We start from the raw sequence: 23,818 nt of genomic DNA on the forward strand, positions 1-23,818 counted from the left end.
CGCATGCCGCTGTCCACCAGCTCCAACTTTGCGCGGCCCGACGACGCCTTTCGCGCCATCGTCGAGGCGCATCGCGGGTTCACTGAGGAGCAGAGCGCCGATTTCGATTCGGCGCTGGTGCTGATCCTCGCCAACCATATCGGCGACATCGATGTGCTGCGCGAGGCGATCGGGCTCGCCAGGCGCCGCATGATCGACGGCCAGCAGCAGCAACAACAGCAGCAATGACCCAAAACACCCAAAGGACGAATTGATGGCGAAGAACTTCGCATCCACCGGCGATCTCTCCGAGAAGACAATCACCTTCTCCGAGATCGGGACTGATCTCTACGCCTTCACCGCCGAGGGCGATCCCAATACGGCGATCATCGTCGGCGACGACGGCTGCCTGGTGTTCGACGCACAGTCGACGCCGGCGATGGCGAACAAGGTGATCGAGCGCGTCAAGACAGTCACCGACAAGCCGATCAAATATGTCGTGCTGTCGCACTATCACGCCGTGCGCGTGCTCGGGGCCTCCGCCTACAAGGCGCAAGGCATCGTCGCCTCGCAGGAGACCTATCGCCTTATCGAGGAGCGCGGCCAGCAGGATTGGGATTCCGAATACGGTCGCTTCCCACGCCTGTTTCAGGATGCCGCCAGCATTCCCGGCCTGACCTGGCCGACGCTCACTTTCGAAGGCGAGATGTCGATCTTTCTCGGCAAGCGCGAGGTGCGCCTGATGCAGCTCGGCGCCGGCCACACCTCCGGCGATATCGTCGCCTGGGTGCCCGACGCCGAAGTCATGTTCTCCGGCGACCTCATCGAATATCACTCGGCTTGCTATTGCGGCGATGCTCACTTGCGCGAATGGCCGATGACGCTGAACGAGATCCGCAACTTCAATCCCAAGGCGATCGCGCCGGGGCGGGGCGATGCGTTGAAGGGCACGGCGACCGTGCGCGAAGCCATCGCGATGACGCGCGACTTCGTCACCTCGCTCTACGGCGCCGCCGAAATCTCGGTCGCCAAGGGACGCAGCTTAAAGGAATCGATGGCCGCGACGCGCGAGGTGATGGATCCGAAGTTCTCCAGCTTCGCCATCTACGAGCACTGCCTGCCGTTCAACGTGTCGCGCGCCTATGACGAGGCGTCGGGGATCGACGATCCCGTGATCTGGACCGACAAGCGCGACCAGGAGATGTGGGCCGCCCTGCAAGGAGGAGGATAGACATGAACATCAACACCTCGCCCGACCAGATCATCCGCAGCTCGGCCCAGGTCACGCCGGGCTACATGTCCGGCTTCGGCAACAGCTTCGAGACCGAGGCGCTGCCGGGTGCGCTGCCGATCGGACGCAACTCACCGCAGCGCTGCGCCTACGGCCTCTATGCCGAGCAGCTCTCCGGCTCGCCCTTCACGGCGCCGCGCGGCAGCAATGAGCGCTCCTGGCTCTATCGCATCCGGCCCTCGGTGAAGCATTCCGGCCGCTTCGAGAAGGCCGATGCCGGGCTGTGGCGCTCGGCGCCGTGCCACGAATACGATCTGCCGATCGCGCAGATGCGCTGGGACCCGACGCCGCTTCCGAAGGACGATGTGACCTTCGTCCAGGGCGTGCAGACCATGACGACGGCGGGCGACGTGAACACGCAGGCCGGCATGGCCGCGCATGTTTATCTCATCACCAAATCGATGGTGGACCAGCATTTCTACAATGCCGACGGCGAGCTGATGTTCGTGCTCCAGCAGGGGGATCTGCGTCTCGTCACGGAGTTCGGCCGCATCGATGCCGAGCCTGGCGAGATCGTGGTGATCCCGCGCGGCGTCAAGTTCCGCGTCGAGATTCCGAACGGGCCGGCGCGCGGCTATCTCTGCGAGAATTACGGCGGCGCGTTCACGCTGCCGGAGCGCGGGCCGATCGGCGCCAATTGCCTGGCCAACGCGCGCGACTTCCTGACGCCGGTCGCGCATTACGAGGACAAGGACACGCCGACCGAGCTGTTCGTCAAATGGGGCGGGGCGCTGTTCAAGACCAATTTGCCGCATTCGCCTATCGACGTCGTCGCCTGGCACGGCAATTACGCGCCCTATAAATACGATCTGCGCACCTTCTCTCCCGTCGGCGCGATCGGCTTCGATCATCCGGATCCCTCGATCTTCACCGTGCTGACCTCGCCGTCGGAGACGGCGGGCACGGCGAATATCGACTTCGTGATCTTCCCCGAGCGCTGGATGGTGGCCGACAACACCTTCCGTCCGCCCTGGTATCACATGAACATCATGAGCGAGTTCATGGGCCTGATCTACGGCGTCTACGATGCCAAGCCGCAGGGCTTCGTCCCCGGCGGCATGAGCCTGCACAATTGCATGCTGCCGCACGGACCGGACCGTGACGCTTTCGAGCATGCCAGCAACGGCGAATTGAAGCCGGTGAAGCTGACGGGGACCATGGCCTTCATGTTCGAGACCCGCTACCCGCAGCGCGTCACCGCCCATGCAGCGAATGCCTCGACGCTGCAGGACGATTACGCGGATTGCTGGAAGGGCCTGGAGAAGCGGTTCGATCCGAGCAAGCGGTAGCTTTCTTCCCCTCTCCCCTTGTGGGAGAGGGTGGCTCACCGCGCAGCGGTGAGACGGGTGAGGGGTCTCTCTCCGCGAGTGAACCTCTCACATTTGGACATGTGGATAGAGACCCCTCATCCGGCGCTTCGCGCCACCTTCTCCCACAAGGGGAGAAGGAAGAAGGAATTGAGCCGAACGTGACAACCCATCCCAACGACCCCAGCCTCCGCTCCTTCATCGAGGTCGACCCTTCTTCCGACTTCCCGATCCAGAACCTGCCCTACGGCGTGTTCTCGACCCCTGCCAATCCGACGCCGCGTGTTGGCGTCGCGATCGGCGCTTGCGTGCTCGATCTCTGGGAGCTCGAGCAGGATTCCCGGCTCGAGGTCGGTCCGCTCGGCGTTTTCTCCGGGCCGTCGCTGAATGCGTTCATGGCGCTGGGGCCGAAGGTCTGGAGCAGGACACGGGCGCGGATCAGCGAGCTGCTGCGGCACGATCATCCGGAGTTACGCGATAACGAAGAGCTGCGCGGCCGCGCGCTGGTGGCGATGCGTGATGCGAGATTGCATCTGCCGTTCGCCGTCTCCGGCTACACCGATTTCTATTCGTCGAAAGAGCATGCCACCAATGTCGGCGTGATGTTCCGCGGCAAGGACAACGCGCTGCAGCCGAACTGGCTGCACATGCCGATCGCCTATAACGGCCGCGCCTCGACCGTCGTCGTGTCGGGCACCAAGGTGAAGCGCCCGCGCGGGCAGCTGAAGCCGCCGAATGTGGACGCGCCGAGCTTCGGCCCGTGCAAGCGGCTCGATTTCGAGCTGGAGATGGGCGTCGTGATCGGCCAGCCCTCAGCCATGGGTGGCATGTTGAGCGAGCAGCAGGCCGCGGAGATGATCTTCGGCTTCGTGCTGCTCAACGACTGGAGCGCGCGCGACATCCAGCAATGGGAATACGTGCCGCTCGGTCCGTTCCTGGCAAAGGCGTTTGCGACCTCGATCAGTCCGTGGGTGGTGACGCGCGAGGCGCTGGAGCCGTTCCGCCTGAAGGGGCCGGAGCAGGAGCCGGTGCCGCTCGATTATCTCAGGCAGGGCAAGCCGCAGAACTACGACATCGCGCTCGACGTCTCCTTGCGCGCGGCCGGCGCCAACGCGCCCGCCGGCATCAGCCGCACCAATTTCAAATACATGTACTGGTCCTCGGTGCAGCAGCTGATGCACCACGCCTCCTCCGGCTGCGCCATGAATGTCGGCGATCTCCTCGGCAGCGGCACGATCTCCGGTCCCGAGAAGAACCAGCGCGGCAGCCTGCTCGAGATCAGCTGGAACGGCACAGAGCCGGTCGAGTTGCCGGGCGGAGTGAAGCGCTCGTTCCTGGAGGACGGCGACAGCCTCGTCATGCGCGGCTGGTGCCAGGGCGACGGCTATCGCGTCGGGTTCGGCGAGGTGGAGGGGACGATTCTGGCGGCGGAGTAGCCGCGGTCCTTGCCACAACCTCCGTCATTGCGAGGAGCCCTTGCGACGAAGCAATCCAGACTGCATCCGCGGATGCATTTCTGGATTGCTTCGCTTCGCTCGCAATGACGTGGAAAGAGCTCACCGCCTCTCCGGCGGCACATCGCGCACCCGCGCGCAATGCGCGGCGACGTCCTCCACGGTGTACTTCAAGTGCACCCGTTTGTCCGACGGCGCCTGTTTCACAGCGCAGACGCCCGGTCGCCACTCCTGCGTAGGTCTGATCGGGCGCGGCGCAAAGCCGCCGCCGCAGTTCGGGCAGACGTTGGAGAGTTTGGTCTCGACGCAATCCACGCAGAACGTGCATTCATAGGAGCAGATTCGCGCCTCCACCGCATCGGGCGGCAAGTCGCGGTCACAATATTCGCAGTTCGGTCGAAGCTGGAGGGCCATGGCTGAATCTCGGGATCGGCTGTGATCATCGCAGATCTTGCGTGGAGCGCGAATGACGTAGTTCCCTCGATTTCAGCCGGGCTTGATCTCCTTCAGCGGCAGCTTCGAGCTCTCCTTCAGCCTGTCGAGCACGATCGAGGAGCGCACATGGGCCACGCTCTGGTGCGGCATCAGGACGTCGTTGACCAGGTTGGAGAGGCCCTTGAGATCGCGCAGCACCGCCTTCAGCACGTAGTCGGCATCACCGGTGAGCGAATAGGCCTCCTGGATCTCGTCGATACGGCCAACCAGCGCGCGAAACCGCTTCGAATTGTCCGGCGAGTGCGTCGCAAGCGTCACCTGGATGAAGGCGATCACGCCGAAGCCGAGCGCCTCGCTGGAGAGATCGGCGTGATAGCCCGCGATGACCTTCTCCTCCTCCAGCCGCATCCGCCGGCGCGAGCATTGCGAGGCCGACAGTCCCGCGAGGTCGGCGAGCTCCTGGTTGGTGAGGCGGCCATCGTCCTGGAGCGCACGGAGGATCTTGAGGTCGAAGGCGTCAACCGAAATCATGCGGCACTTGTCCATTTTATGCACGGATCGTGCATAGGGTAGCCAAAAGCCGTCCCGTTTGCACGCTCATTGCAAGCCCCATGAAGGATAGTTCCTCCCAGCAGCAATCCGGGAGAACCATTCATGGGACCGTTTCCGCACGACGCACCGCCGGCCACCGTCAGCGCCGACAATCCGATGGGCACCGACGGGTTCGAGTTCGTCGAATATGCGCATCCCGATCCAAAAGAGCTGCACGCGCTGTTCAAGCTGATGGGCTATGTGCCCGTCGCGCGCCACAAGACCAGGAAGATCACGGTCTATCGCCAGGGCGACATCAACTATCTCGTCAACGAAGAGCCCGGCACGCATGGCTACGAGTTCGTCGCCGCGCACGGTCCCTGCGCGCCCTCGATGGCGTTCCGCGTCGTCGATGCGAAGGCGGCTTATGACCGCGCGATTTCGCTCGGGGCCGAGCCTGCCGACGTGCCATCGGCGCAGAGGACGCTGGACGTGCCCGCGATCAAAGGCATCGGCGGCAGCCTGCTCTATCTCGTCGATCGCTATGGCGCCAAGGGTTCGGCCTATGATGCCGAGTTCGAATGGCTCGGCGCGCAAGATCCTCGGCCTGCCGGTGCCGGCCTTTTCTATCTCGATCATCTCACCCACAACGTCCATCGCGGCCGCATGGATGTCTGGACCGGATTCTACGAGAGGATATTCAACTTCCGTCAGATACGCTTCTTCGACATCGAGGGCCGCGCCTCCGGCCTGTTCTCGCGCGCGCTGACCAGCCCGGACGGCAAGATCCGGATTCCGATCAACGAGGATGCCGGCGATGCCGGCCAGATCGAGGAATATCTGAAGACCTATCGCGGCGAGGGCATCCAGCACATCGCCTGCGGCTGCCGCGACATCTATCGCACCATTGAGGGCCTGCGCGATGCCGGCCTGCCCTTCATGCCGTCGCCGCCCGAGACCTATTTCGAGCGCATCGACCCGCGACTGCCCAAGCATGGCGAAGATATCGCGCGGCTGCAGAAGAACGGCATTTTGATCGACGGCGAAGGCGTGATGGAAGGCGGCCAGACCAAGGTGCTGCTGCAGATCTTCTCAGCCAACGCGATCGGCCCGATCTTCTTTGAGTTCATCCAGCGCAAGGGCGACGACGGATTCGGCGAGGGCAATTTTAAGGCCCTGTTCGAATCGATCGAGGAGGATCAGATCCGGCGCGGGGTGTTGAAGGTGGATGCGGCGTAGGGACGCCGGGTATGCTGCCGTAGGGTGGGCAAAGCGTAGGCGTGCCCACCAATTCCGTCGTGGTATGTGAAGGATGGTCGGCACGGCGCTTTGCGCCTTTGCCGACCCTCCGAAATCTTTGCCGCGGCTGGATCTATCGCTTCCACGCAGCCATCACCGCGCCGATCTCCGCTGCCTCCGGTTCACGCACCCCTGACGGTGTCCGTGAGAAGCGCGGCGCCGGCGCGGGCTGTTTCACGCCGTGGCGCTCGATGAACACGTTGCGCGCGACCATGTGCGGATGCTTGGTGGCTTCCGACATGGTCAGCACCGGTGCGAAGCAGATGTCGGTGCCTTCCATGATCTTGCACCAGTCCTCGCGCGTCTTGCTCTTGAACACCGCCTTCAGCTTTTCCTTCAGCGCCGGCCAGGCCTTCGGGTTCATCTGCGCGTCGAAATCGGCGTCCGTCAGGCCCGCGTGCTCGCGCAGCAGCGCGTAGAACTGCGGCTCGATCGAGCCGATCGAGACGAAGTGACCGCAGGCGCATTCATAGACGCCGTAGAAATGCGCGCCGCCGTCGAGGAAGTTCTGGTTGCGTCCCTCGGTCCAGCGACCGAGCGTCGTCATGTCGAAGAAGAACGACATCAGCGATGCCGCTCCATCGCACATCGCGGCATCAACAACTTGGCCCTTGCCGGAGCGCGAGGCTTCCAGCAGCGCGGCGAGCACGCCGACGACGAGATAGAGCGCGCCGCCGCCGAAATCACCGACGAGGTTGAGCGGCGGCACCGGCGCTTCCTTGGTACCGATCGCGGCGAGCGCGCCGGTGATGGAGATGTAATTGATGTCGTGGCCGGCGGCATTGGCGAGCGGGCCTTCCTGGCCCCAGCCGGTCATCCGGCCGAAGACCAGCTTGGGATTGCGTGCGAGCACGACGTCCGGCCCGAGTCCGAGGCGCTCCATCACGCCGGGACGGAAGCCTTCGACCAGCGCATCGGCGCTGGCGAGCAGATCCAGCACTTGCGCGATCGCCGCCTTGTCCTTGAGGTCGAGCTCGATCACCTTGCGGCCGCGCCCCGCCACCGACTTCATGCTCTTCTTGGCGCCGACGCGGTCCAGCGTGACGACCTCGGCGCCCATGTCGGCCAGCATCATGCAGGCGAACGGGCCGGGGCCGATGCCGGCGAACTCGACGATGCGGAAGCCCGAGAGGGGGCCGGAGGCGCGGACGGACGCGGAGGGGGCTGATTTGTCGAGCACGTGTTGTTTCCTCGGGTCGCGGGCGATTGCCGATGGTTCGCAATCGCCGCTGGCATTCTTCTTGGAACGAGTTAATCGGCTGATTAACTTTTCTCGCCTTCACGCCAGCGAGGCAAGCGCTTTTGATGCCGCATGGCCAAAATAAAACGGCGCGCACCGAAGTGCGCGCCGCGGAAAATTTGCGTCGAGACGCTAGCGCGTGAGCGTCAGCCGGCAGCCGCGACCGCGCGCTGCGCCATCACCTTGACGAGGTTGGCGCGGTACTCCGCGGTGCCGTGGATATCGGCCAGCAATCCGCTCGCCGAAATGCTGACGCCGTCGATCGCCGACGGCGACCAGTTCGCCTTCAGCGCAGCTTCGATCGCGGGTACCCGCATCACGCCGCTCTGTGAGGCACCCGTGGCTGCCACCCGAACCTCGCCCGATTTGGTCTGCGCGACGAACACGCCGGTCAGCGCAAAGCGCGAGGCCGGATGCCGCATCTTCTCGTAGCCCGCTTTCGCCGGCACCGGGAACGACACGGCGGTGATGATCTCGCCGTCTTCGAGCGCCGTGGTGAACAGGCCCTGGAAGAAGTCCTCGGCGGAGATCGACCGCTTGTTGGTCTTCACGGTGGCACCAAGTGCGAGCAGTGCGGCGGGGAAGTCCGCCGCAGGGTCGTTGTTGGCAATCGAGCCGCCGATCGTGCCGCGATAGCGCACCGCGGGATCGCCGAGCACGGAGGTGAGATGGGCGATTGCAGGAATCGCCTTCTTCACATCGGCATTCGTCATGATGTCGTAATAGATCGTGCCGGCCTTGATGGTCAGCGTATCGCCCGACAATTCGACGCCCTGCAGCTCCTTGATCTTGCCGAGGTCGATGACGTCGGACGGACTGGCGAGGCGCTGCTTCATCACAGGCAGCAGCGTCTGGCCGCCGGCAAGGAACTTGGACTCGCTGCCCTTGGCGAACAGGCTGACGGCTTCGTCGACCGAGGAAGCGCGATGATAGGTGGTCTGGTACATCTTGGTTCCTCCCTTAAGCGGCGTGGATCGTGCGCCACACCCGGTCAGGGGTCGCGGGCATTTCCAGATTGTTCGTGCCGATCGCATCCGTGATCGCGTTGATCACGGCAGCAGAGGCGCCGATCGCGCCAGCCTCACCGCAACCCTTGATGCCGAGGGGATTGCCCGGGCACAGCGTCGTGGTGTGGGAGAGGTTGAAGGAGGGCACGTCGTCGGCGCGCGGCATGGCGTAGTCCATGAACGAGGCCGTGACCGGCTGGCCGCTGGCATCGTAGATCGCATGTTCCAGCAGCGCCTGCCCGATGCCTTGAACGAGGCCGCCATGGACCTGGCCCTCGACGATCATCGGGTTGATCAGCCGGCCGAAATCGTCGGCCGCGACGAAGTTGACGAAGGAGGTCTTGCCGGTGCCGGAGTCGACCTCGAGCTCGCAGATATAGGTCCCGGCCGGGAAGGTGAAGTTGGTCGGGTCGTAGAAGGCGCTTTCCTTCAGACCCGGCTCCATCCCGTCAGGCAGATTGTGCGCGGTATAGGCCGCGAGCGCGACCATCGGCAGCGCAATCGCCTTGTCGGTGCCTGTGACCTTGAACTCGCCGTTCTCGATGACGATGTCGGCCTCGGAAGCTTCCAGCGCATGCGCTGCAATCTTCTTGGCCTTGGATTCCATCTTCTCCATCGCCTTCAGGATCGCCGTGAGGCCCACGGCCGCCGAGCGCGAGCCGTAGGTACCCATGCCGAACTGCACCTTGTCGGTATCGCCATGGACGATCGAGACCTGGCTGATGGGAACGCCGAGGCGCTCCGCGACGAGCTGGCAGAACGTGGTCTCGTGACCCTGGCCGTGGCTGTGCGAGCCCGTGAGGATCTCGATGGTGCCGACCGGGTTGACGCGTACCTCGGCCGATTCCCACAGACCGACGCCGGCGCCCAGACTGCCGACCGCCTTCGACGGCGCGATGCCGCAGGCCTCGATGTAGCAGGACAAGCCGATGCCGCGCAGCTTGCCGTCGGCTTTCGCCTTGGCCTTGCGGGCGGGGAAGCCGGCATAGTCGATCGCCTTCATCGCGGCATCGAGCGAGGCGTTAAAGTCGCCGATATCGTAGGCCATGATGACGGGCGTCTGGTGCGGGAACTGGGTGATGAAGTTGCTCCGCCGCAGCTGGGCCGGATCGACCTTCAGCTGCCGCGCCGCCGTTTCCATCAGCCGCTCGATCAGATAGCTCGCCTCGGGACGGCCCGCGCCGCGATAGGCGTCGACCGGCGTGGTGTTGGTGTAGACGCCAACCACCTCGGCATGGATCGCCGGGATGTTGTACTGGCCCGACAACAGCGTCGCGTAGAGATAGGTCGGCACCGACGACGAGAACAGCGACATATAGGCGCCGAAATTGGCGTAGGTCTTCACCTTCAGGCCCAAAATCTTGTTCTGGGCGTCGAACGCCATCTCGGCATGGGTCACATGGTCGCGGCCATGCGCGTCGGTGAGGAAGGCCTCGGTGCGATCGCCGGTCCATTTCACGGGACGGCCGACCTTCTTCGAAGCCCACAGCGCCACCATCTCCTCGGGATAGATGAAGATCTTGGAGCCGAAGCCGCCGCCGACGTCGGGCGCGATCACGCGCAGCTTGTGCTCGGGGGCGATGTTGTAGAACGCCGACAGCACGAGGCGGGCGACGTGCGGGTTCTGCGAGGTCGTATAGAGCGTGAAATGCTCTTCCGCCGCGTCGTAATCGGCGATCGCCGCCCGCGGCTCCATCGCGTTCGGGGCGAGACGGTTGTTGGTGACGTCGAGCTTCACCACATTGGCGGCCTTGGCGAAGGCGGCATCGGTGGCGCCCTCGTCGCCGATCACCCAGTCATAGACCTGGTTGCCGGGAGCCTCGGGATGAAGCTGCGGCGCGCCTGATTTGATCGCGGCGTGGACGTCGGCGACCGCGGGAAGTTCCTCGTAACTGACGACGACGGCCTCCGCCGCATCGCGCGCCAGATTCTTGGTCTCGGCGATCACGACCGCGACGGCCTGACCGACGAAACGCACCGTCTCCGGCGCCATTGCCGGCCATGCGCCCATCTTCATCGGGCTGCCGTCCTTCGAGGTGATGGCCCAGCCGCAAATGAGGTTGCCGACCTTGTCGTCGACGATCTGCTGGCCCGTGAGCACGGCGACCACGCCCGGCATCTTCAGCGCCGCGGAGGAATCGATCCCCTTCACCTTGGCGTGCGCGTGCGGGCTGCGGACGAAATGGGCATGGGTCATGCCCAGCAGCTTGATGTCGTCGACGTAGCGGCCCTTGCCGGTAATGAAACGCTTGTCTTCCTTGCGCACGACGCGTGCGCCGATGCCTTCAACACCCATGACTGGTCCTCCCGACCGGAATTTTATGGCTGCGCTTTCCTTCGAGAGCGGCAGCAGTGATTTTGTGTTCGTTCGAAGCGCGCCGCTCTACTCGGCTGCCTGCGAGACCTTCATGCGCCCGGCTGCATCCAGCACGGCCTTGACGATGTTGTGGTAGCCGGTGCAGCGGCAGATGTTGCCTTCGAGCTCGGTGCGGACGGTGGCTTCGTCGAGCTGGCCGCCGTGACGGTGCACGATGTCGATCGCCGACATGATCATGCCCGGCGTGCAATAGCCGCATTGCAGGCCGTGATTGTCGCGGAAGGCGGCCTGCATCGGGTGCAACTCGTCGCCCTTGGCGATGCCTTCGATGGTGGTGATGCTGGCGCCGTCGGCCTGGCCCGCGAGCATGGTGCAGGATTTCACGGCGCGGCCGTCCATGTGCACGACGCAGGCGCCGCATTGGCTGGTGTCGCAGCCGACGTGGGTCCCGGTGAGATTGAGGTGATCGCGCAGCAGCTGGACCAGCAGCGTGCGGTCCTCGACGTCGACAGCAACGGCTTTGCCGTTCACTGTCATTTTGACTGTAGACACCTGAAGTCCTCCCGGGATTGATTTTGATTGCTTCTAATTAGAGACAGCGACCCGGAACTTTGCAACTAGGATTTTGGTCGCCTGCGTCATGGAAAAGTCATTGATGCCCCGGGCGCGCGAGGATTTGCGTGGTGCACGGGACCCGAAACCAGCGGTCCGGCCAACTTGGGATGCCAGCCGTCTTCCGCCCTGGGATGGATCGGCCTTTGGCCGATGAGAGCCGAAATTTGTGCGGGTCGGCCGAATTTACCGCCCTTTATTGATTCTGCCCTAGTTTTGCGCATCCGGATCGGGGAGGGCTGCTCCCGGACCGTGCTGCACGTGCAAGAACTGATCTTTTGGGGGTGGGAATGACCGGGCGTATCGCGTCGCCGTCTAAGCGCACAATATTTCCGACCCTCAGGTTCCGCGCCAAGATCATCCTGGGATTTGCGGTCGTGCTGGCGATTTCCGCCGGCAGCATGGCCTTCTCCTATTTCGGCTTCGAGCGGGTCTCGTCCGAAGTCGGGTCGTACCGCAGCAGCGTGTCGGAGGCCGATCTCGCCCGCAACATCGACCGCGAGCTGCTCGGCTACCGTGCGGCCGCCAAATATTTCGTCGTGACCGGCAAGGAAGACGATGCCAAGGCGGCGCTCGATGCCGAGGCCAGCCTGAAAAATGCCATCGAACAGGCCGTCAAGAACGTCAAGACCCCGGCGCGAAAGGAAGGTCTCGACAAGCTCGCCAAGGAGTTCGCGAATTTCTCCGCGACCTTCGGCAAGGTCCTCCAGGCCAAGCGTGACAGCACGTTGCTGGTGCAGAACCAGTTGCAGCGCCAGGCCAATCTCCTGAAGTACAAGCTCGACGACGTCGGCAACAACGCTTCCGATTCCGAGGCGCAGGCGATCGAGTTCGGCACCAAGCAGGTCAACGCCCAATTCCAGACCGCGAGCGCTGCCGCCACCAATTTCGTGCTGACGTCCGATCAGGCGATCGCGACCAGCGCGCTGGCGCGGCTGAAATTCGTCGAGAACTCGCTCGGCGCGGTCTATTCCATGGACGAGAAGATCGTTGCCGGCCTGAAGGACGCCAAGGCCATCCTCACCGCCTATCGCGAGGCGCTGGAGAAGCTGATCGCCAACGCCAAGCTGGTCGACGACCTCGTCAAGGAGATGAGCGGCTCGGCCGGCGCGATCCTGCAAGGCGCCACCGCCATGAAGGCGGACCTCGTCGCCGAACAGCAGCGGCTGGACACGGAGTCGGAAGCGACGATCGGGAAGACCGAGCAACTGGTTCTGATGCTCGCCATCGGCGGTACGTTGCTTGGTGTGGTCCTCGCCTTCCTGCTCGGCACCGGCATCTCGCGGCCGATGATCGCGATGTGCAAGGCGATGCGCGAGCTGGCCTCGGGTAATTTCGACGTGGTGCTGCCGGGTCTCGGCCGCAAGGACGAGATCGGCGAGATGGCCGGTGCGGTCGAGGAATTCAAGGTCCAGGCCGTGGCAAAGGCCGAGCGCGATGCCGCCGCCAGCGAAGCCCAGAACAGGGAGGCGAGCGCTGCCCGCCGCTCCGAGCTTATTCGCTTTGCCGATGATTTCGAGAGCGCGGTCGGCGCCATCGTGTCCAACGTGTCGGCCTCGGCCGTGCAGCTGGAATCCGCGGCCTCCACGCTGACCCGCACCGCCGAGACCACCCAGAGCCTGTCGAGCCAGGTCGCCGGCGTGTCCGAGCAGGCCTCCTCCAACATGCAGTCGGTCGCCACCGCGACGGAAGAGCTCTCGGCCTCGGTCGAGGAGATCGGCCGTCAGGTCCGCGATTCCAGCCGCATCGCGGAAGCTGCCGTGGTCCAGGCCAGGGAAACCGACGGGCGCATCGGCAAGCTCTCGCATGCCGCCCAGCAGATCGGCGAGGTCGTGAAGCTGATCACGGCGATTGCCGAGCAGACCAACCTTCTCGCGCTCAACGCCACCATCGAGGCGGCGCGTGCCGGCGAAGCCGGGCGCGGCTTTGCGGTGGTCGCCAGCGAGGTGAAGTCACTGGCGAGCCAGACCGCGAAGGCGACGGACGAGATTTCCTCGCACATCACGGGCATGCAGGGCGCCACGGCCGAATCGGTTGCCGCGATCAAGGAGATCGGCGCGACCATCGGCCAGATCTCGTCGATCTCGACCTCGATCGCCAGCGCGGTGGAGCAGCAGGGCGCCGCGACGCAGGAGATCGCGCGCAGCGTCCAGACCGTGGCGCAGGGCACCCAGACCGCGGCCACCGATATCGGTCAGGTCAACCGCGGCGCCGCCGAGACCGGTTCGGCCTCGGAGGAGGTGCTGCACTCGGCCAAGACGCTGTCATCCGAAAGCACCCGCCTGCGCGCCGAGCTCGATCGGTTCATGGGGAATATCCGGGCGGCGTAAGCTCGCTGCTGCGTCCCACCCAACTGTCATCCCCGCGAAGGCGGGGATCCAGAACCACAGGGAGTGGCGATGGAGCGAGCAGGTAACTCCGAGTCTTCGCAACACATTTTTCTGTGGTTATGGGCCCCCGGATCTTCGCTTCGCTCGTCCGGGACGGCGGCGGAGACTGGCGCGACGGTCGATTTGTAACGGCGCGAGAAAGCGCACTTCAACAATTTCCCGCGTCACCTAACCGCGAGTTGCGGCGCCGCAAATTTACCACAGCTTATCCTTTGCCAATTACCGTCAAGGCGAGTCAGGAAGCGGGCTGCTTCCGGGCTGCGCCTGGTTTTCCGCGAATGGAATGGGGTGGGGGAAATGTCGGTCAAATCCACGTCGAAGTCGAACCAATCGAAGCTGCCAACCTTGCGTTTCCGCGCAAAGATCATCCTCGGCTTCGTGGCGGTGCTAGCCATCCTCGCCGTCAGCATGGCTTTCGCCTATTTCGGCTTCGAGCGGATCCAGGCCGCCGTGGCTTCCTACCGCGCCAGCGTGTCGGAAGCCGACCTCGCGCGGACAGTCGATCGCGAGCTGGTCGCCTATCAGGGACTGGCTCGGGCCTATACCCTGACGGGGGCGGCCGATGACGAGACCGCAGCCAAGGCCGCCGAAAACAATCTGAAGAGCGCGATCGCCAAGTCGATGTCGGCCACGACCGGCGCCGCCCGCCGTGAGCAGGTCGGCAAGCTCGAGGCGGAGTTCCAGCGCTTCACGAAGGTATTCGGGGAGATCATCGTCCTGACGCGCGAGAACAACAAGATCGCGGCCGATGAGCTCAACAGCGTCGGCAACAAGATCCGCTTCAAGTTCGACGATCTCGCCGACACTGCCGCGCTGGGGGGGCTGGCATCGGTCCAGACCACGGCCAAGGACATCACCTCGCAATATCTGGCGGTTTCCACCTCGGTCGGTGCCTTCGTGGCCAAGCCGGAGCCGAAGACCGCCGATGGCGTGATCGCCCGCATCAAGTTCCTGGAGACCCTGCTGGTCTCGATCTATGCCAACGACCAGAAGATCACCGACCGCGTCACCGAGATCGGCACTCTGCTGAAGCAGTACCGCGCCTCGTTCGCGAAGCTGACCGAGAACGTGAAGATCATCGTCAGGTCGAACGGCGAGATGACAAAGACGGCGGCGACCATTCTCAAGCTCTCGGCTGAGCTGCGGTCGGACCTGACCGCCGACCAGCAGCGCATCGAGGCGAGCGCCAACGCGACCATTGCAGAAACCGAGCAGCTGATGCTGATGATGGCGCTCGGCGGCCTGGCCATCGGGGCCGTGCTGGCCTTGTGGCTCGGCAACGGCATCTCGCGCCCGATGATCGCGATGTGCAAGGCGATGCGCGAGCTGGCCTCGGGTAATTTCGACGTGGTGCTGCCCGGTCTCGGCCGCAAGGACGAGATCGGCGAGATGGCCGGTGCGGTCGAGGAGTTCAAGGTCCAGGCCGTGGCAAAGGCCGAGCGCGATGCCGCCGCCAGCGAAGCCCAGAACAGGGAGGCGAGCGCTGCCCGCCGCTCCGAGCTGATTCGCTTTGCCGACGATTTCGAGAGCGCGGTCGGCGCCATCGTGTCCAACGTGTCGGCCTCGGCCGTGCAGCTGGAATCCGCGGCCTCCACGCTGACCCGCACCGCCGAGACCACCCAGAGCCTGTCGAGCCAGGTCGCCGGCGTGTCCGAGCAGGCCTCCTCCAACATGCAGTCGGTCGCCACCGCGACGGAAGAGCTCTCGGCCTCGGTCGAGGAGATCGGCCGTCAGGTCCGCGATTCCAGCCGCATCGCGGAAGCCGCCGTGGTCCAGGCCAGGGAAACCGACGGGCGCATCGGCAAGCTCTCGCATGCCGCCCAGCAGATCGGCGAGGTCGTGAAGCTGATCACCGCGATTGCCGAGCAGACCAATCTTCTCGCGCTCAACGCCACCATCGAGGCGGCGCGCGCCGGTGAAGCCGGGCGCGGCTTCGCGGTGGTCGCCAGCGAGGTGAAGTCACTGGCGAGCCAGACCGCGAAGGCGACGGACGAGATTTCCTCGCACATCACGGGCATGCAGGGCGCTACGGCCGAATCGGTTGCCGCGATCAAGGAGATCGGCGCGACCATCGGCCAGATCTCGTCGATCTCGACCTCGATCGCCAGCGCGGTGGAGCAGCAGGGCGCCGCGACGCAGGAGATCGCGCGCAGCGTCCAGACCGTGGCGCAGGGCACCCAGACCGCGGCCACCGATATCGGTCAGGTCAACCGCGGCGCCGCCGAGACCGGTTCGGCCTCGGAGGAGGTGCTGCACTCGGCCAAGACGCTGTCATCCGAAAGCACCCGCCTGCGCGCCGAGCTCGATCGGTTCATGGGGAATATCCGGGCGGCGTAAGGCTCGCCGCATCCTCAATTCAGTATTGTCACTGAGCAAGCGCGCCTTAGGGGGCGCTTGCCTTTTTGTGCGCTGACCAGCACGATTGTGTCGTCTTTCCGACATCGGTCATGCGTCAACTCCTTGCAGCGATAGCCGAAACGGGGAGCCACAAGCGCCCTTGCAAGGGGAACCCGGCCTCGCCGCAGACGTTGTCGCAGGTCGCAGGCGAATGCCGCACCCCCAATGACAGGATCGTCCCCGTTTCGCACCCTGTGAGCCGGGGTCGCTTCCGTTGATCGAACGCAATGGCCCGATGGAACTGCAGCAAAGCCCAGCGCGGAACAATGCAGAGGTGGTTTCCGCACATGCGGCCGACCGCATCGTCGAGACTGATATTCCCGCGCGGCTTGACGCATTGCCCTGGAGCGGCTTTCACACCCGCGTGGTGCTGGCGCTCGGCATCACCTGGATCCTCGACGGGCTCGAGGTGACGCTGGCCGGCGCGCTCTCCGGTGCGCTGAAACAAAGTCCGTCGCTGCACTTCTCGAATTTCGATCTCGGCATAGCCAATTCCGCCTATCTCGCCGGCGCCGTGCTCGGTGCGCTCGGCTTCGGCTGGCTGACCGACCGCATCGGCCGCAAGAAGCTGTTCTTCATCACGCTGGCACTCTATCTCTCGGCGACGGCCGCGACCGCACTGTCATGGAATGTCGCGAGCTACGCGCTGTTTCGTTTCCTCACCGGTGCCGGCATCGGCGGCGAATACACCGCGATCAACTCGACCATCCAGGAGCTGGTGCCGGCGCGCTATCGCGGCTGGACCGATCTCGTCATCAACGGCAGCTTCTGGATCGGCGCCGCCATGGGCGCGGTCGCGTCCATCGTGCTGCTTGATCCCGCCGTGATCGCGCCCGATTACGGCTGGCGTCTCGCCTATCTGATCGGTGCCGTCATCGGTCTCGTGGTACTCCTGATGCGAATGTGGATTCCGGAAAGTCCGCGCTGGCTGATGATTCATGGCCGCCCCGAGCAGGCCCACGCCATCGTCGACGAGATCGAACGCTCCGTGATCGGGCACGACCAGGATGCGAATAAGGGGCGCTTCGCCAAGATCCGGCTGAAGATGCGTGACCACACGCCAATCCGCGAGGTCGTGCATACGCTGTTCTCGGCGTACCGCCAGCGCGCATTGGTCGGTCTCGCGCTGATGAGCGCGCAGGCGTTCTTCTACAACGCCATCTTCTTCACCTTCGCGCTGGTGCTGACGGACTTCTACGGCATCAAGGCCGATCATGTCGGCTGGTACCTGCTCCCCTTCGCGGCCGGCAATTTCCTTGGCCCCCTGCTGCTTGGCCGGCTGTTCGACACGCTCGGACGCCGTGTCATGATCATGTTCACCTATGGCGTATCCGGCCTGTTGCTGGCGCTGTCGGGTTATCTGTTCTCGATCGGCGTGCTCAGTGCGCAGGGGCAGACCATCGCCTGGATGGTGATCTTCTTCTTCGCCTCGCCGGCCGCGAGCGCGGCCTATCTCACTGTCAGCGAGACCTTTCCACTCGAAGTCCGCGCGCTGGCAATCGCGGTGTTCTACGCGGTCGGCACCGGGATCGGCGGCGTGGCCGGGCCGGCGTTGTTCGGCGTGCTGATCGATACGGGATCGCGCACCAGCGTGTTCGCCGGCTACCTGCTGGGGGCGGCCCTGATGATCGCGGCCGCGATCGTGGCGTGGCGCTATGCGGTCTCCGCCGAGCGCAAATCGCTCGAACAAATTGCCCGGCCGCTCGCCTTTATGGAGTAGACTGATGAAATCGGAACTTGCAGAAATGGCATCGGACCAGAACCGCACCATGCTGGATGACGAAGCGCCCGAAGCGGTGCCGGTACCGCACGCGCTGGTGCCGCATCTCGACGAGACCGCTATCCTGCTCGACATCGACGGCACATTGCTCGACCTGATGCCGACGCCGCGCGAAGTGTGGGTGCCGCCGGGTCTGTCGGATACGCTGAACCGGCTGACCCAGCGCACCTCCGGTGCGCTGGCGCTGGTGAGCGGTCGCTCGCTCAACGACATCGATCTGATCTTTGCGCCCGACGTGTTTCGCGCTGTCGGCGGCCACGGCGCCGAGATGCGGCTGTCGGTAGACAATGAAGCCGATGCCGTGCCTGCGCCGCCCCTGGACAAGGAACTGAAGCGCCGGCTGGCTGCGATCGCAAAACTCAGCCCCGGCATTCTGCTCGAGGACAAGGGCTATTCACTCGCGCTGCATTACCGCCTCGCGCCGCATGCGGAAAAGGCGATCTACGAAGCGGTCTCGGTGATCCGCGCCGACCTGCCGAACGCGCCGATTGAAGTTCTGCCCGGCAAGTTCGTCTGCGAGATCAAGCATGCCGGCTTCACGAAGGCGACCGGCGTGCGTGAGCTGATGACGCGCGAGCCGTTCAGGGGACGGCGTCCGATCTTCATCGGCGATGACGTCACCGACGAAACCGTGTTCGCGATCATGCCCGACATGAACGGGCTTGCCTTCTCGGTCGGCCGCCGTGCCATGGGCGTGAACGGTCATTTCGACACGCCGACCGATGTGCGAGCGTTTCTTGCCCGGCTGCTCGACCCAAGGTGAAATAAAGGCACCGCCACGTCCCAGACATGTTGCTCGGGGAACGGCGAGGTCGCGCGCAGCGAAGCGTGCTGCGCACTTGCCATCAGCATTTGACTCTGCAGGGAAATCTCGAGTTCCGAAAGGGAAACCAATTGCAACGCGCGTGCCCGATTTTGGTTTCAATTGGTTGAAACCATGACAGGAACCATATTGATGAACGGCAGTTAAATGGGGTGGAATGAAACAGGAGGGGACGACCTGTGAACTTGATCGTCGTTTCAAATCGCGTCGCGCGCGGCAAACCGAACGAGCCCATGACGGGCGGCCTCGCGGCGGCCTTGTTGCCGGTGGTGGAACATTCGGGCGCGATTTGGGTGGGTTCCTCAGGCCGCGTGCGTGACGGCCATCAGAAGGAGCCGTTCGCTGAGATCGAAGCGCTCGGAGCGGGCGCGATTGCGACACTGGATCTGCCGGCGGCGCATTATGGCGGCTATTACGAAGGCTTTGCCAATTCGGCGCTGTGGCCCGCGCTGCATTCGCGCAGCGATCTGATCCGCGTCTCGCGCGACGATTACGTCAGCTATCGCGAGGTCAACGCCTTCATGGCGCGCGCCTTGATGCGCTTCCGAAAGGACAAAACCGCGTTCTGGGTGCAGGATTATCATTTCCTGGCGCTCGGCGCCGAATTGCGCGATCTCGGCGTGGACGACCCCATCGGCTTCTTCCTGCATACGCCGTGGCCGGTCGCTGCGGTGATGCAGGGCGTGCCGAATCATCGCGAACTGGTCACGGCCATGCTGGCCTATGATCTGCTCGGCTTCCAGACCGAGGAGGATTGCCGGAATTTTCTCGGCTATGTCGCGAGCGAACTCGGCCTCGCCGTCGAGGACGGCGTTGCGATCTCGCAGAATGGCCGCACCCGCTGCGAAGTCTTCCCGATCGGGATCGACGCGGAGAAGTTCGCGCAATACGCGGCGAAATCGGCTTCACATCCGGACGTATCGCGGTTGCGGCGCAGCCTCAATGGCGAGCGCCTTGCGATCGGTGTCGACCGGCTCGACTATTCAAAGGGGCTCGTCAACCGCATCAGCGCGTTCGACCGGCTCTGGACCGAGCAGCCGCAGTTCTCGCGCAGCATCTCGCTGCTCCAGATCGCCACACCATCGCGCGGCGGCATTGAAGCCTACGGCAATCTGCAGAACGACGTCGCGCGCCTCGTTTCCGACGTCAACGGCCGCCACGGCGAGGTCGATTGGACGCCGATCCGCTATTTGAACAAGGGCTTCAGCCAGGCGGTGCTTGCGGGGTTGTACCGGACCGCGCAGATCGGCGTGGTGACGCCGCTGCATGACGGCATGAACCTCGTTGCCAAGGAATATGTCGCAGCCCAAAATCCGGCCGACCCCGGCGTGCTGGTGCTGTCGAAATTCGCCGGCGCGGCCAACGAGCTCGACGCCGCGCTGCTGGTCAATCCGCACGACATCGATGGCATGGCGCGCACGATTGCGGTCGCCGCGGCGATGCCGCTCACCGAGCGCAGGATGCGCTGGGACGCGATGATGAAGAAGTTGCGCGGCCACACCATCCAGCAATGGGCGGCCGATTTCGTCGCGGAGCTGGAGACGTGCCGGACCGAGAAGGCCGCGGTCGCCCCGCTCGCCACGCAGCCGCCGCAGGCGTTGCGCTGGCTGAAGTCGGCGATCTCAGGCGTAAGGCTGATCTAGTCTAGATCTCGAGAACTGCTTGATGTTCTTCCCTTCTCCCGCAAGGGGCGAAGGGAGTGACCTCAATAGCAATATGACACCCCCTCCAGAATGGCGCATTGCCGCTTGTTCGGCGCGTTGGGATCGTCCATCGGCACCACGCCCTTGCCCTGGCCGACGAACACGCCGGGCCCGACATGCACAGAGCTCTTGTTGCCGATGATCACGCTCTGATGCGGCGTCGAACTCGAGCGCGTGCCGTCCGGCCAGAGGATGGCATCGCCGGACAGCACCCCGCGCCGCCCATCGTCGCAGCTCACGTCGACGCCTTGCCGGGTGCAGACCTGGGCGGCGGCGGGCACGGCGAAGACGAAGCCAAGGGCCGAAATCAGGCTGAGGGCGCCGATGGTGCTTCGGATGATCATGGCGTCCCCAGTCGGGTTTGCTGGTCTCACGTGAATCGTCGCGCCAAACCCGGCAAGGGTTCAGCCGGCCGGTGCGCCAGGACATTTGCGGTGCCAGATATTATCACGTAAATACAATATGTTATGGAAAATTCACCCGATTTCCCCGCGATCCCTTGCAAAATCATCGGCGCCCCTTCAAGAGAGGGCGCTCCGGAGAGATGGCCGAGTGGCTTAAGGCGCACGCTTGGAAAGCGTGTGTGCGGGAAACCGTACCGTGGGTTCGAATCCCACTCTCTCCGCCATTTGTCCGATTTCGTACGCCAACCTGCTCCTTTGAACGATCGCGCGCGATAACATCCGCGAGTCCCCTGGTGCTTGCTCCGGACACTAAGAATGCAGCAGTAACCTCGGAAGAAATTGCCGATCCAGGTGCGTACGGATGGACAGAAACTCTGTTCGAGATTCTGTCTACATCCGAGAATCGATCACAGCCAGGATGATTCGGGTGTTTGATATTAGCGGTCCGCATCTGGTGGCTTCGTGCATTGTCCTCTACGAGGCGGTACCTCCTCGATAATCCGTCTCACGGATTGCGAGCATCGTCCGCACCTGACGGTACATCCCAGACAATCGTAGACTTGAGCAGGCGAGAACACGGCGTCGTCCGTTGCGACGACCGCGCCCCTGATGTCGTGATCGCTAATGGCGTTGCAAGAGCAGACGATCACGCCGGATTCCGATGTGTGGTGCGTCGGGCGGTATGGAGCCTGACGGCGGCTGTCGTTGCGTTGGCGATGGTGCGCCCGCGCTGGTCCGTTCCGGTCCATTGGGCGTCGCGGCCGCGAGGGTCGATCTCCAGCAGCTTGACGCCAGCCGGAACTTCGCTGCCGTCGCGAGCGATGCCGCGCAAGATCCCGTCGCGCGGGGCGAGCACGGGAACGCCGGAGAGGTGGCCGAGCACGAGGTCCCGGAAGACGCGGGTGCCGATCTCGATCGGCGTGTGCCAGCGTCCCGAGACTTGCGAATAGACAAAGCGCTCCGCGCCGACCTCGCCGAGCGAGCTCGCGACGCCGTCGGCATCGTCGGTCCAGCGGGTGTCCTTGACGAGCCCGATCTTGCCCGGCCGGGTCTCCACCGCGACGTCGCAGTTGAAGTTCGACGAGAAGCCGGGGCCGAGCCCGATGGTCAGCCGGGCGAGCCGTCTGAGATCGGGCGTGACCCGCCGCTTCTGCAGACGCGCATCGATCAGGAGGTCGATGTGGCGCACTGGAAGCAGGTCGAGCAGGCCGAGCCAGGTGACCATGATCTGCGGCGGCCGGGCCAGCGCCTGATAGACCTGCACGCCGTCGTCCACGCGTTCCGCCACGAACTCCTCAAGTTGTGCGGTGTCGGTGTAGAGTGCGTCGTGAAAGGCCATCTTGCGCCGGATCACCGGCGGATCTGGATCGTGCGACAGCACTACGCAATATCCGATGCGCATCAACTGGATGCCGATCGCGGATGCGATCTCGTTGGTGCCGAGGATAACGGCGAAGAGTCGATGGTCGTTCGGCTGGGGCATTTGAAACCAATTGTGCAAAGTAAGTGCGGGCAAGGCACGATCGGACTTGAAACAGGCTGAGCAAGAGCCGGGCCATTTGGAATGATTGAAAATCAGCGCCCAACCATCGACCAACACTCAGAAAGACGTAACGCGCACGAAGCAGCGAGCGTGGTGCGAAAGCGCACGCGATCGTGTCGCGAACCCTGCAGCGTGTCGTGAAGCCGACATCACGCGGCGAAAACAGCAGAGATCGCGCGGCGAGGCGTGGCCCAATTCCTGCAAAGTTGCCCGCATTGTCATTGTCAGGCGTCCGGTTGGACGCGGCGAGGAGCTTGCGTGACGCTCGATCTGCTCGATCGCGATGGTGGTCCGCCCGGTGCGCCAGCCCCCGATGCCGCGCTGTGTCCGTTCCATGGCGACAAGTCGCGCGCACAAGGCGGCGAGCGGAAAACGCTGGTGCTGACCGGTGCTTCGCGCGGTATTGGTCACGCAACGGGAAAGCTGTTTTCCGACGCCGGCTGGCGGATCATCACCTGCTCCCGGCAACCGTTCGATGGCGGTCGGTGTCCGTGGGATTCAGGGGCCGATAATCATGTGCAGGTCGAATTGAGCGATCATCGCGCGCTGCCGCGCTCGGTCGCCGAAATCAAGGAGCGGCTCAACGGTGGCCCGCTGCATGCGCTGATCAACAACGCAGGCATCTCGCCGAAGGCCGTCGACGGCTCGCGGCTGAATTCGATGACGACGCCGGTCGAAACCTGGATGAACGTGTTCCACGTCAATCTGCTGGCGCCGATCCTGTTCGCGCAGGGCCTGGTCGATGAGTTGAAGTTGGCCGCAGGCGCCATCGTCAACGTCACATCGATCGTGGGATCGCGGGTCCATCCCTTCGCCGGAACGGCTTACGCGACCTCGAAGGCCGCGCTCGCCTGCCTGACGCGCGAGATGGCCCACGACTACGCGCCATTCGGAATTCGAGTCAATGCGATTGCGCCGGGCGAGATCAAGACCGATATCCTGTCGCCGGAGACTGAGGCGCAACTGGCGCCGATCATTCCGCTGCACCGCGTCGGTACGCCGGACGAGGTCGCAAAGGTGATCTTCTTCCTCTGCTCGGACGCGGCGAGCTATGTGACAGGTGCGGAAGTACCGATCAACGGAGGGCAGCATGTGTGATCGTGCTCAGGGTCGGTTGCCAAAAAAAACGCCGGTCGATTTGCGCTAGATCAATGCGGAGATCCTGCTTTGGTGTTCGCCGACCGCCGCAATGCTCAATCCCGCGACACGGCCGAGAATGCGTGCAGGTCCGACGGAATCTTTTTGCATGAGTGCCGACAACTTGAGCGCGACTCCCGACACAACATGAATCACAATACGACAAATT

20 protein-coding genes and 1 tRNA gene are annotated in these 23,818 nt (G+C 64.0%); 12 read left to right on the forward strand and 9 right to left on the reverse strand.

The genetic code is table 11. The features are described 5' to 3' along the window. Positions 1 to 3: 3 nt before the first annotated feature. From CIT40_RS02480 to fahA, 4 genes are all read left to right on the forward strand, one after another. The gene (locus CIT40_RS02480) at positions 4 to 228 is read left to right on the forward strand and encodes a DUF2783 domain-containing protein (protein ID WP_094897183.1); all 225 of its coding nucleotides are present in this window, start codon (positions 4 to 6) and stop codon (positions 226 to 228) included. Positions 229 to 253: 25 nt separating this feature from the next. Further along, positions 254 to 1,210, forward strand: a complete 957-nt coding sequence (locus tag CIT40_RS02485; RefSeq protein ID WP_094897180.1) for an MBL fold metallo-hydrolase — start codon at positions 254 to 256, stop codon at positions 1,208 to 1,210. A 2-nt stretch (positions 1,211 to 1,212) separates the two neighbouring features. Further along, positions 1,213 to 2,559, forward strand: coding sequence for a homogentisate 1,2-dioxygenase (gene hmgA / locus CIT40_RS02490; protein ID WP_162307322.1), 1,347 nt, complete (start codon positions 1,213 to 1,215; stop codon positions 2,557 to 2,559). A gap of 179 nt (positions 2,560 to 2,738) precedes the next feature. After that, a complete protein-coding gene (gene fahA / locus CIT40_RS02495; RefSeq protein WP_094897174.1) occupies positions 2,739 to 4,013 on the forward strand; it encodes a fumarylacetoacetase in 1,275 nt (424 codons plus the stop codon). Between the two features lie 120 nt (positions 4,014 to 4,133). Here fahA and CIT40_RS02500 read toward each other — a convergent pair whose 3' ends face one another. Next, positions 4,134 to 4,445 (reverse strand): DUF1272 domain-containing protein, encoded by a 312-nt coding sequence (locus tag CIT40_RS02500; RefSeq protein ID WP_094897171.1) that lies wholly within the window; start codon positions 4,443 to 4,445, stop codon positions 4,134 to 4,136. A gap of 72 nt (positions 4,446 to 4,517) precedes the next feature. After that, positions 4,518 to 4,997: an Lrp/AsnC family transcriptional regulator gene (locus CIT40_RS02505; protein WP_162307323.1), complete on the reverse strand. Its 480-nt coding sequence runs from the start codon at positions 4,995 to 4,997 to the stop codon at positions 4,518 to 4,520. A 123-nt stretch (positions 4,998 to 5,120) separates the two neighbouring features. Here CIT40_RS02505 and hppD point away from each other — a divergent pair, with 123 nt between their 5' ends. Continuing rightward, positions 5,121 to 6,236, forward strand: coding sequence for a 4-hydroxyphenylpyruvate dioxygenase (hppD, locus tag CIT40_RS02510; RefSeq protein WP_094897166.1), 1,116 nt, complete (start codon positions 5,121 to 5,123; stop codon positions 6,234 to 6,236). Between the two features lie 133 nt (positions 6,237 to 6,369). Here hppD and CIT40_RS02515 read toward each other — a convergent pair whose 3' ends face one another. From CIT40_RS02515 to CIT40_RS02530, 4 genes are all read right to left on the reverse strand, one after another. After that, positions 6,370 to 7,476, reverse strand: coding sequence for a CaiB/BaiF CoA transferase family protein (locus tag CIT40_RS02515; RefSeq protein ID WP_094897163.1), 1,107 nt, complete (start codon positions 7,474 to 7,476; stop codon positions 6,370 to 6,372). A gap of 206 nt (positions 7,477 to 7,682) precedes the next feature. Beyond that, complete coding sequence (locus tag CIT40_RS02520; RefSeq protein ID WP_094897160.1) at positions 7,683 to 8,483, reverse strand: FAD binding domain-containing protein; 801 nt, start codon at positions 8,481 to 8,483, stop codon at positions 7,683 to 7,685. A 13-nt stretch (positions 8,484 to 8,496) separates the two neighbouring features. After that, positions 8,497 to 10,839 carry a xanthine dehydrogenase family protein molybdopterin-binding subunit gene (locus CIT40_RS02525; protein ID WP_094897157.1) on the reverse strand — a complete coding sequence of 781 codons (2,343 nt, stop codon included), beginning with the start codon at positions 10,837 to 10,839 and terminating at the stop codon, positions 8,497 to 8,499. 87 nt (positions 10,840 to 10,926) lie between these two features. Beyond that, a complete protein-coding gene (locus tag CIT40_RS02530) occupies positions 10,927 to 11,412 on the reverse strand; it encodes a (2Fe-2S)-binding protein (RefSeq protein WP_094897155.1) in 486 nt (161 codons plus the stop codon). Between the two features lie 350 nt (positions 11,413 to 11,762). Between CIT40_RS02530 and CIT40_RS02535 the strand changes: the two genes are divergently transcribed. The 5 genes from CIT40_RS02535 (at position 11,763) to CIT40_RS02555 (ending at position 20,505) form a co-directional block, all read left to right on the forward strand. After that, entirely contained in the window at positions 11,763 to 13,802 is a 2,040-nt protein-coding gene (locus tag CIT40_RS02535; protein WP_094897152.1) for a methyl-accepting chemotaxis protein, read from the forward strand. Positions 13,803 to 14,159: 357 nt separating this feature from the next. Continuing rightward, positions 14,160 to 16,199 (forward strand): methyl-accepting chemotaxis protein, encoded by a 2,040-nt coding sequence (locus tag CIT40_RS02540; protein WP_094897344.1) that lies wholly within the window; start codon positions 14,160 to 14,162, stop codon positions 16,197 to 16,199. A gap of 295 nt (positions 16,200 to 16,494) precedes the next feature. Continuing rightward, complete coding sequence (locus tag CIT40_RS02545; protein ID WP_162307324.1) at positions 16,495 to 17,979, forward strand: MFS transporter; 1,485 nt, start codon at positions 16,495 to 16,497, stop codon at positions 17,977 to 17,979. Between the two features lie 4 nt (positions 17,980 to 17,983). Then, complete coding sequence (otsB, locus tag CIT40_RS02550; RefSeq protein WP_094891055.1) at positions 17,984 to 18,802, forward strand: trehalose-phosphatase; 819 nt, start codon at positions 17,984 to 17,986, stop codon at positions 18,800 to 18,802. Positions 18,803 to 19,041: 239 nt separating this feature from the next. Then, a complete protein-coding gene (locus CIT40_RS02555; RefSeq protein ID WP_094891054.1) occupies positions 19,042 to 20,505 on the forward strand; it encodes a trehalose-6-phosphate synthase in 1,464 nt (487 codons plus the stop codon). A gap of 62 nt (positions 20,506 to 20,567) precedes the next feature. Here the strand turns inward: CIT40_RS02555 and CIT40_RS02560 are convergent, their stop codons facing one another. Beyond that, entirely contained in the window at positions 20,568 to 20,909 is a 342-nt protein-coding gene (locus CIT40_RS02560; RefSeq protein WP_094891053.1) for a hypothetical protein, read from the reverse strand. A gap of 194 nt (positions 20,910 to 21,103) precedes the next feature. On the opposite strand from CIT40_RS02560, the gene CIT40_RS02565 reads away from it, so the two are divergent. Next, positions 21,104 to 21,193, forward strand: a tRNA-Ser gene (locus CIT40_RS02565). Between the two features lie 213 nt (positions 21,194 to 21,406). Here the strand turns inward: CIT40_RS02565 and CIT40_RS02570 are convergent. Both CIT40_RS02570 and CIT40_RS02575 read right to left on the reverse strand, forming a co-directional pair. Further along, positions 21,407 to 21,718: a (2Fe-2S)-binding protein gene (locus CIT40_RS02570; protein ID WP_334265235.1), complete on the reverse strand. Its 312-nt coding sequence runs from the start codon at positions 21,716 to 21,718 to the stop codon at positions 21,407 to 21,409. Next, positions 21,616 to 22,452 (reverse strand): xanthine dehydrogenase, encoded by an 837-nt coding sequence (locus tag CIT40_RS02575; protein ID WP_094891051.1) that lies wholly within the window; start codon positions 22,450 to 22,452, stop codon positions 21,616 to 21,618. The genes CIT40_RS02570 and CIT40_RS02575 overlap by 103 nt, the downstream gene beginning before the upstream one ends. 318 nt (positions 22,453 to 22,770) lie before the next feature. Between CIT40_RS02575 and CIT40_RS02580 the strand changes: the two genes are divergently transcribed. Then, positions 22,771 to 23,610 carry an SDR family NAD(P)-dependent oxidoreductase gene (locus CIT40_RS02580; RefSeq protein ID WP_094891050.1) on the forward strand — a complete coding sequence of 280 codons (840 nt, stop codon included), beginning with the start codon at positions 22,771 to 22,773 and terminating at the stop codon, positions 23,608 to 23,610. The last annotated feature ends 208 nt before the right edge of the window (positions 23,611 to 23,818 follow it).

The sequence above is a fragment of the Bradyrhizobium amphicarpaeae genome (genome assembly GCF_002266435.3).
Lineage (GTDB): Bacteria > Pseudomonadota > Alphaproteobacteria > Rhizobiales > Xanthobacteraceae > Bradyrhizobium > Bradyrhizobium amphicarpaeae.

Excerpts from the sequence above, each read along its gene's own strand:
- CIT40_RS02480 (WP_094897183.1), top strand. The coding sequence starts at position 4 with ATGCCGCTGTCCACCAGCTCCAACTTTGCGCGGCCCGACGACGCCTTT.
- CIT40_RS02485 (WP_094897180.1), top strand. The coding sequence starts at position 254 with ATGGCGAAGAACTTCGCATCCACCGGCGATCTCTCCGAGAAGACAATC.
- hmgA (WP_162307322.1), top strand. The coding sequence starts at position 1,213 with ATGAACATCAACACCTCGCCCGACCAGATCATCCGCAGCTCGGCCCAG.
- CIT40_RS02500 (WP_094897171.1), bottom strand. The coding sequence starts at position 4,445 with ATGGCCCTCCAGCTTCGACCGAACTGCGAATATTGTGACCGCGACTTG.
- CIT40_RS02505 (WP_162307323.1), bottom strand. The coding sequence starts at position 4,997 with ATGATTTCGGTTGACGCCTTCGACCTCAAGATCCTCCGTGCGCTCCAG.
- hppD (WP_094897166.1), top strand. The coding sequence starts at position 5,121 with ATGGGACCGTTTCCGCACGACGCACCGCCGGCCACCGTCAGCGCCGAC.
- CIT40_RS02520 (WP_094897160.1), bottom strand. The coding sequence starts at position 8,483 with ATGTACCAGACCACCTATCATCGCGCTTCCTCGGTCGACGAAGCCGTC.
- CIT40_RS02525 (WP_094897157.1), bottom strand. The coding sequence starts at position 10,839 with ATGGGTGTTGAAGGCATCGGCGCACGCGTCGTGCGCAAGGAAGACAAG.
- CIT40_RS02535 (WP_094897152.1), top strand. The coding sequence starts at position 11,763 with ATGACCGGGCGTATCGCGTCGCCGTCTAAGCGCACAATATTTCCGACC.
- CIT40_RS02540 (WP_094897344.1), top strand. The coding sequence starts at position 14,160 with ATGTCGGTCAAATCCACGTCGAAGTCGAACCAATCGAAGCTGCCAACC.
- CIT40_RS02545 (WP_162307324.1), top strand. The coding sequence starts at position 16,495 with ATGGAACTGCAGCAAAGCCCAGCGCGGAACAATGCAGAGGTGGTTTCC.
- otsB (WP_094891055.1), top strand. The coding sequence starts at position 17,984 with ATGAAATCGGAACTTGCAGAAATGGCATCGGACCAGAACCGCACCATG.
- CIT40_RS02560 (WP_094891053.1), bottom strand. The coding sequence starts at position 20,909 with ATGATCATCCGAAGCACCATCGGCGCCCTCAGCCTGATTTCGGCCCTT.
- CIT40_RS02570 (WP_334265235.1), bottom strand. The coding sequence starts at position 21,718 with ATGGACCGGAACGGACCAGCGCGGGCGCACCATCGCCAACGCAACGAC.
- CIT40_RS02575 (WP_094891051.1), bottom strand. The coding sequence starts at position 22,452 with ATGCCCCAGCCGAACGACCATCGACTCTTCGCCGTTATCCTCGGCACC.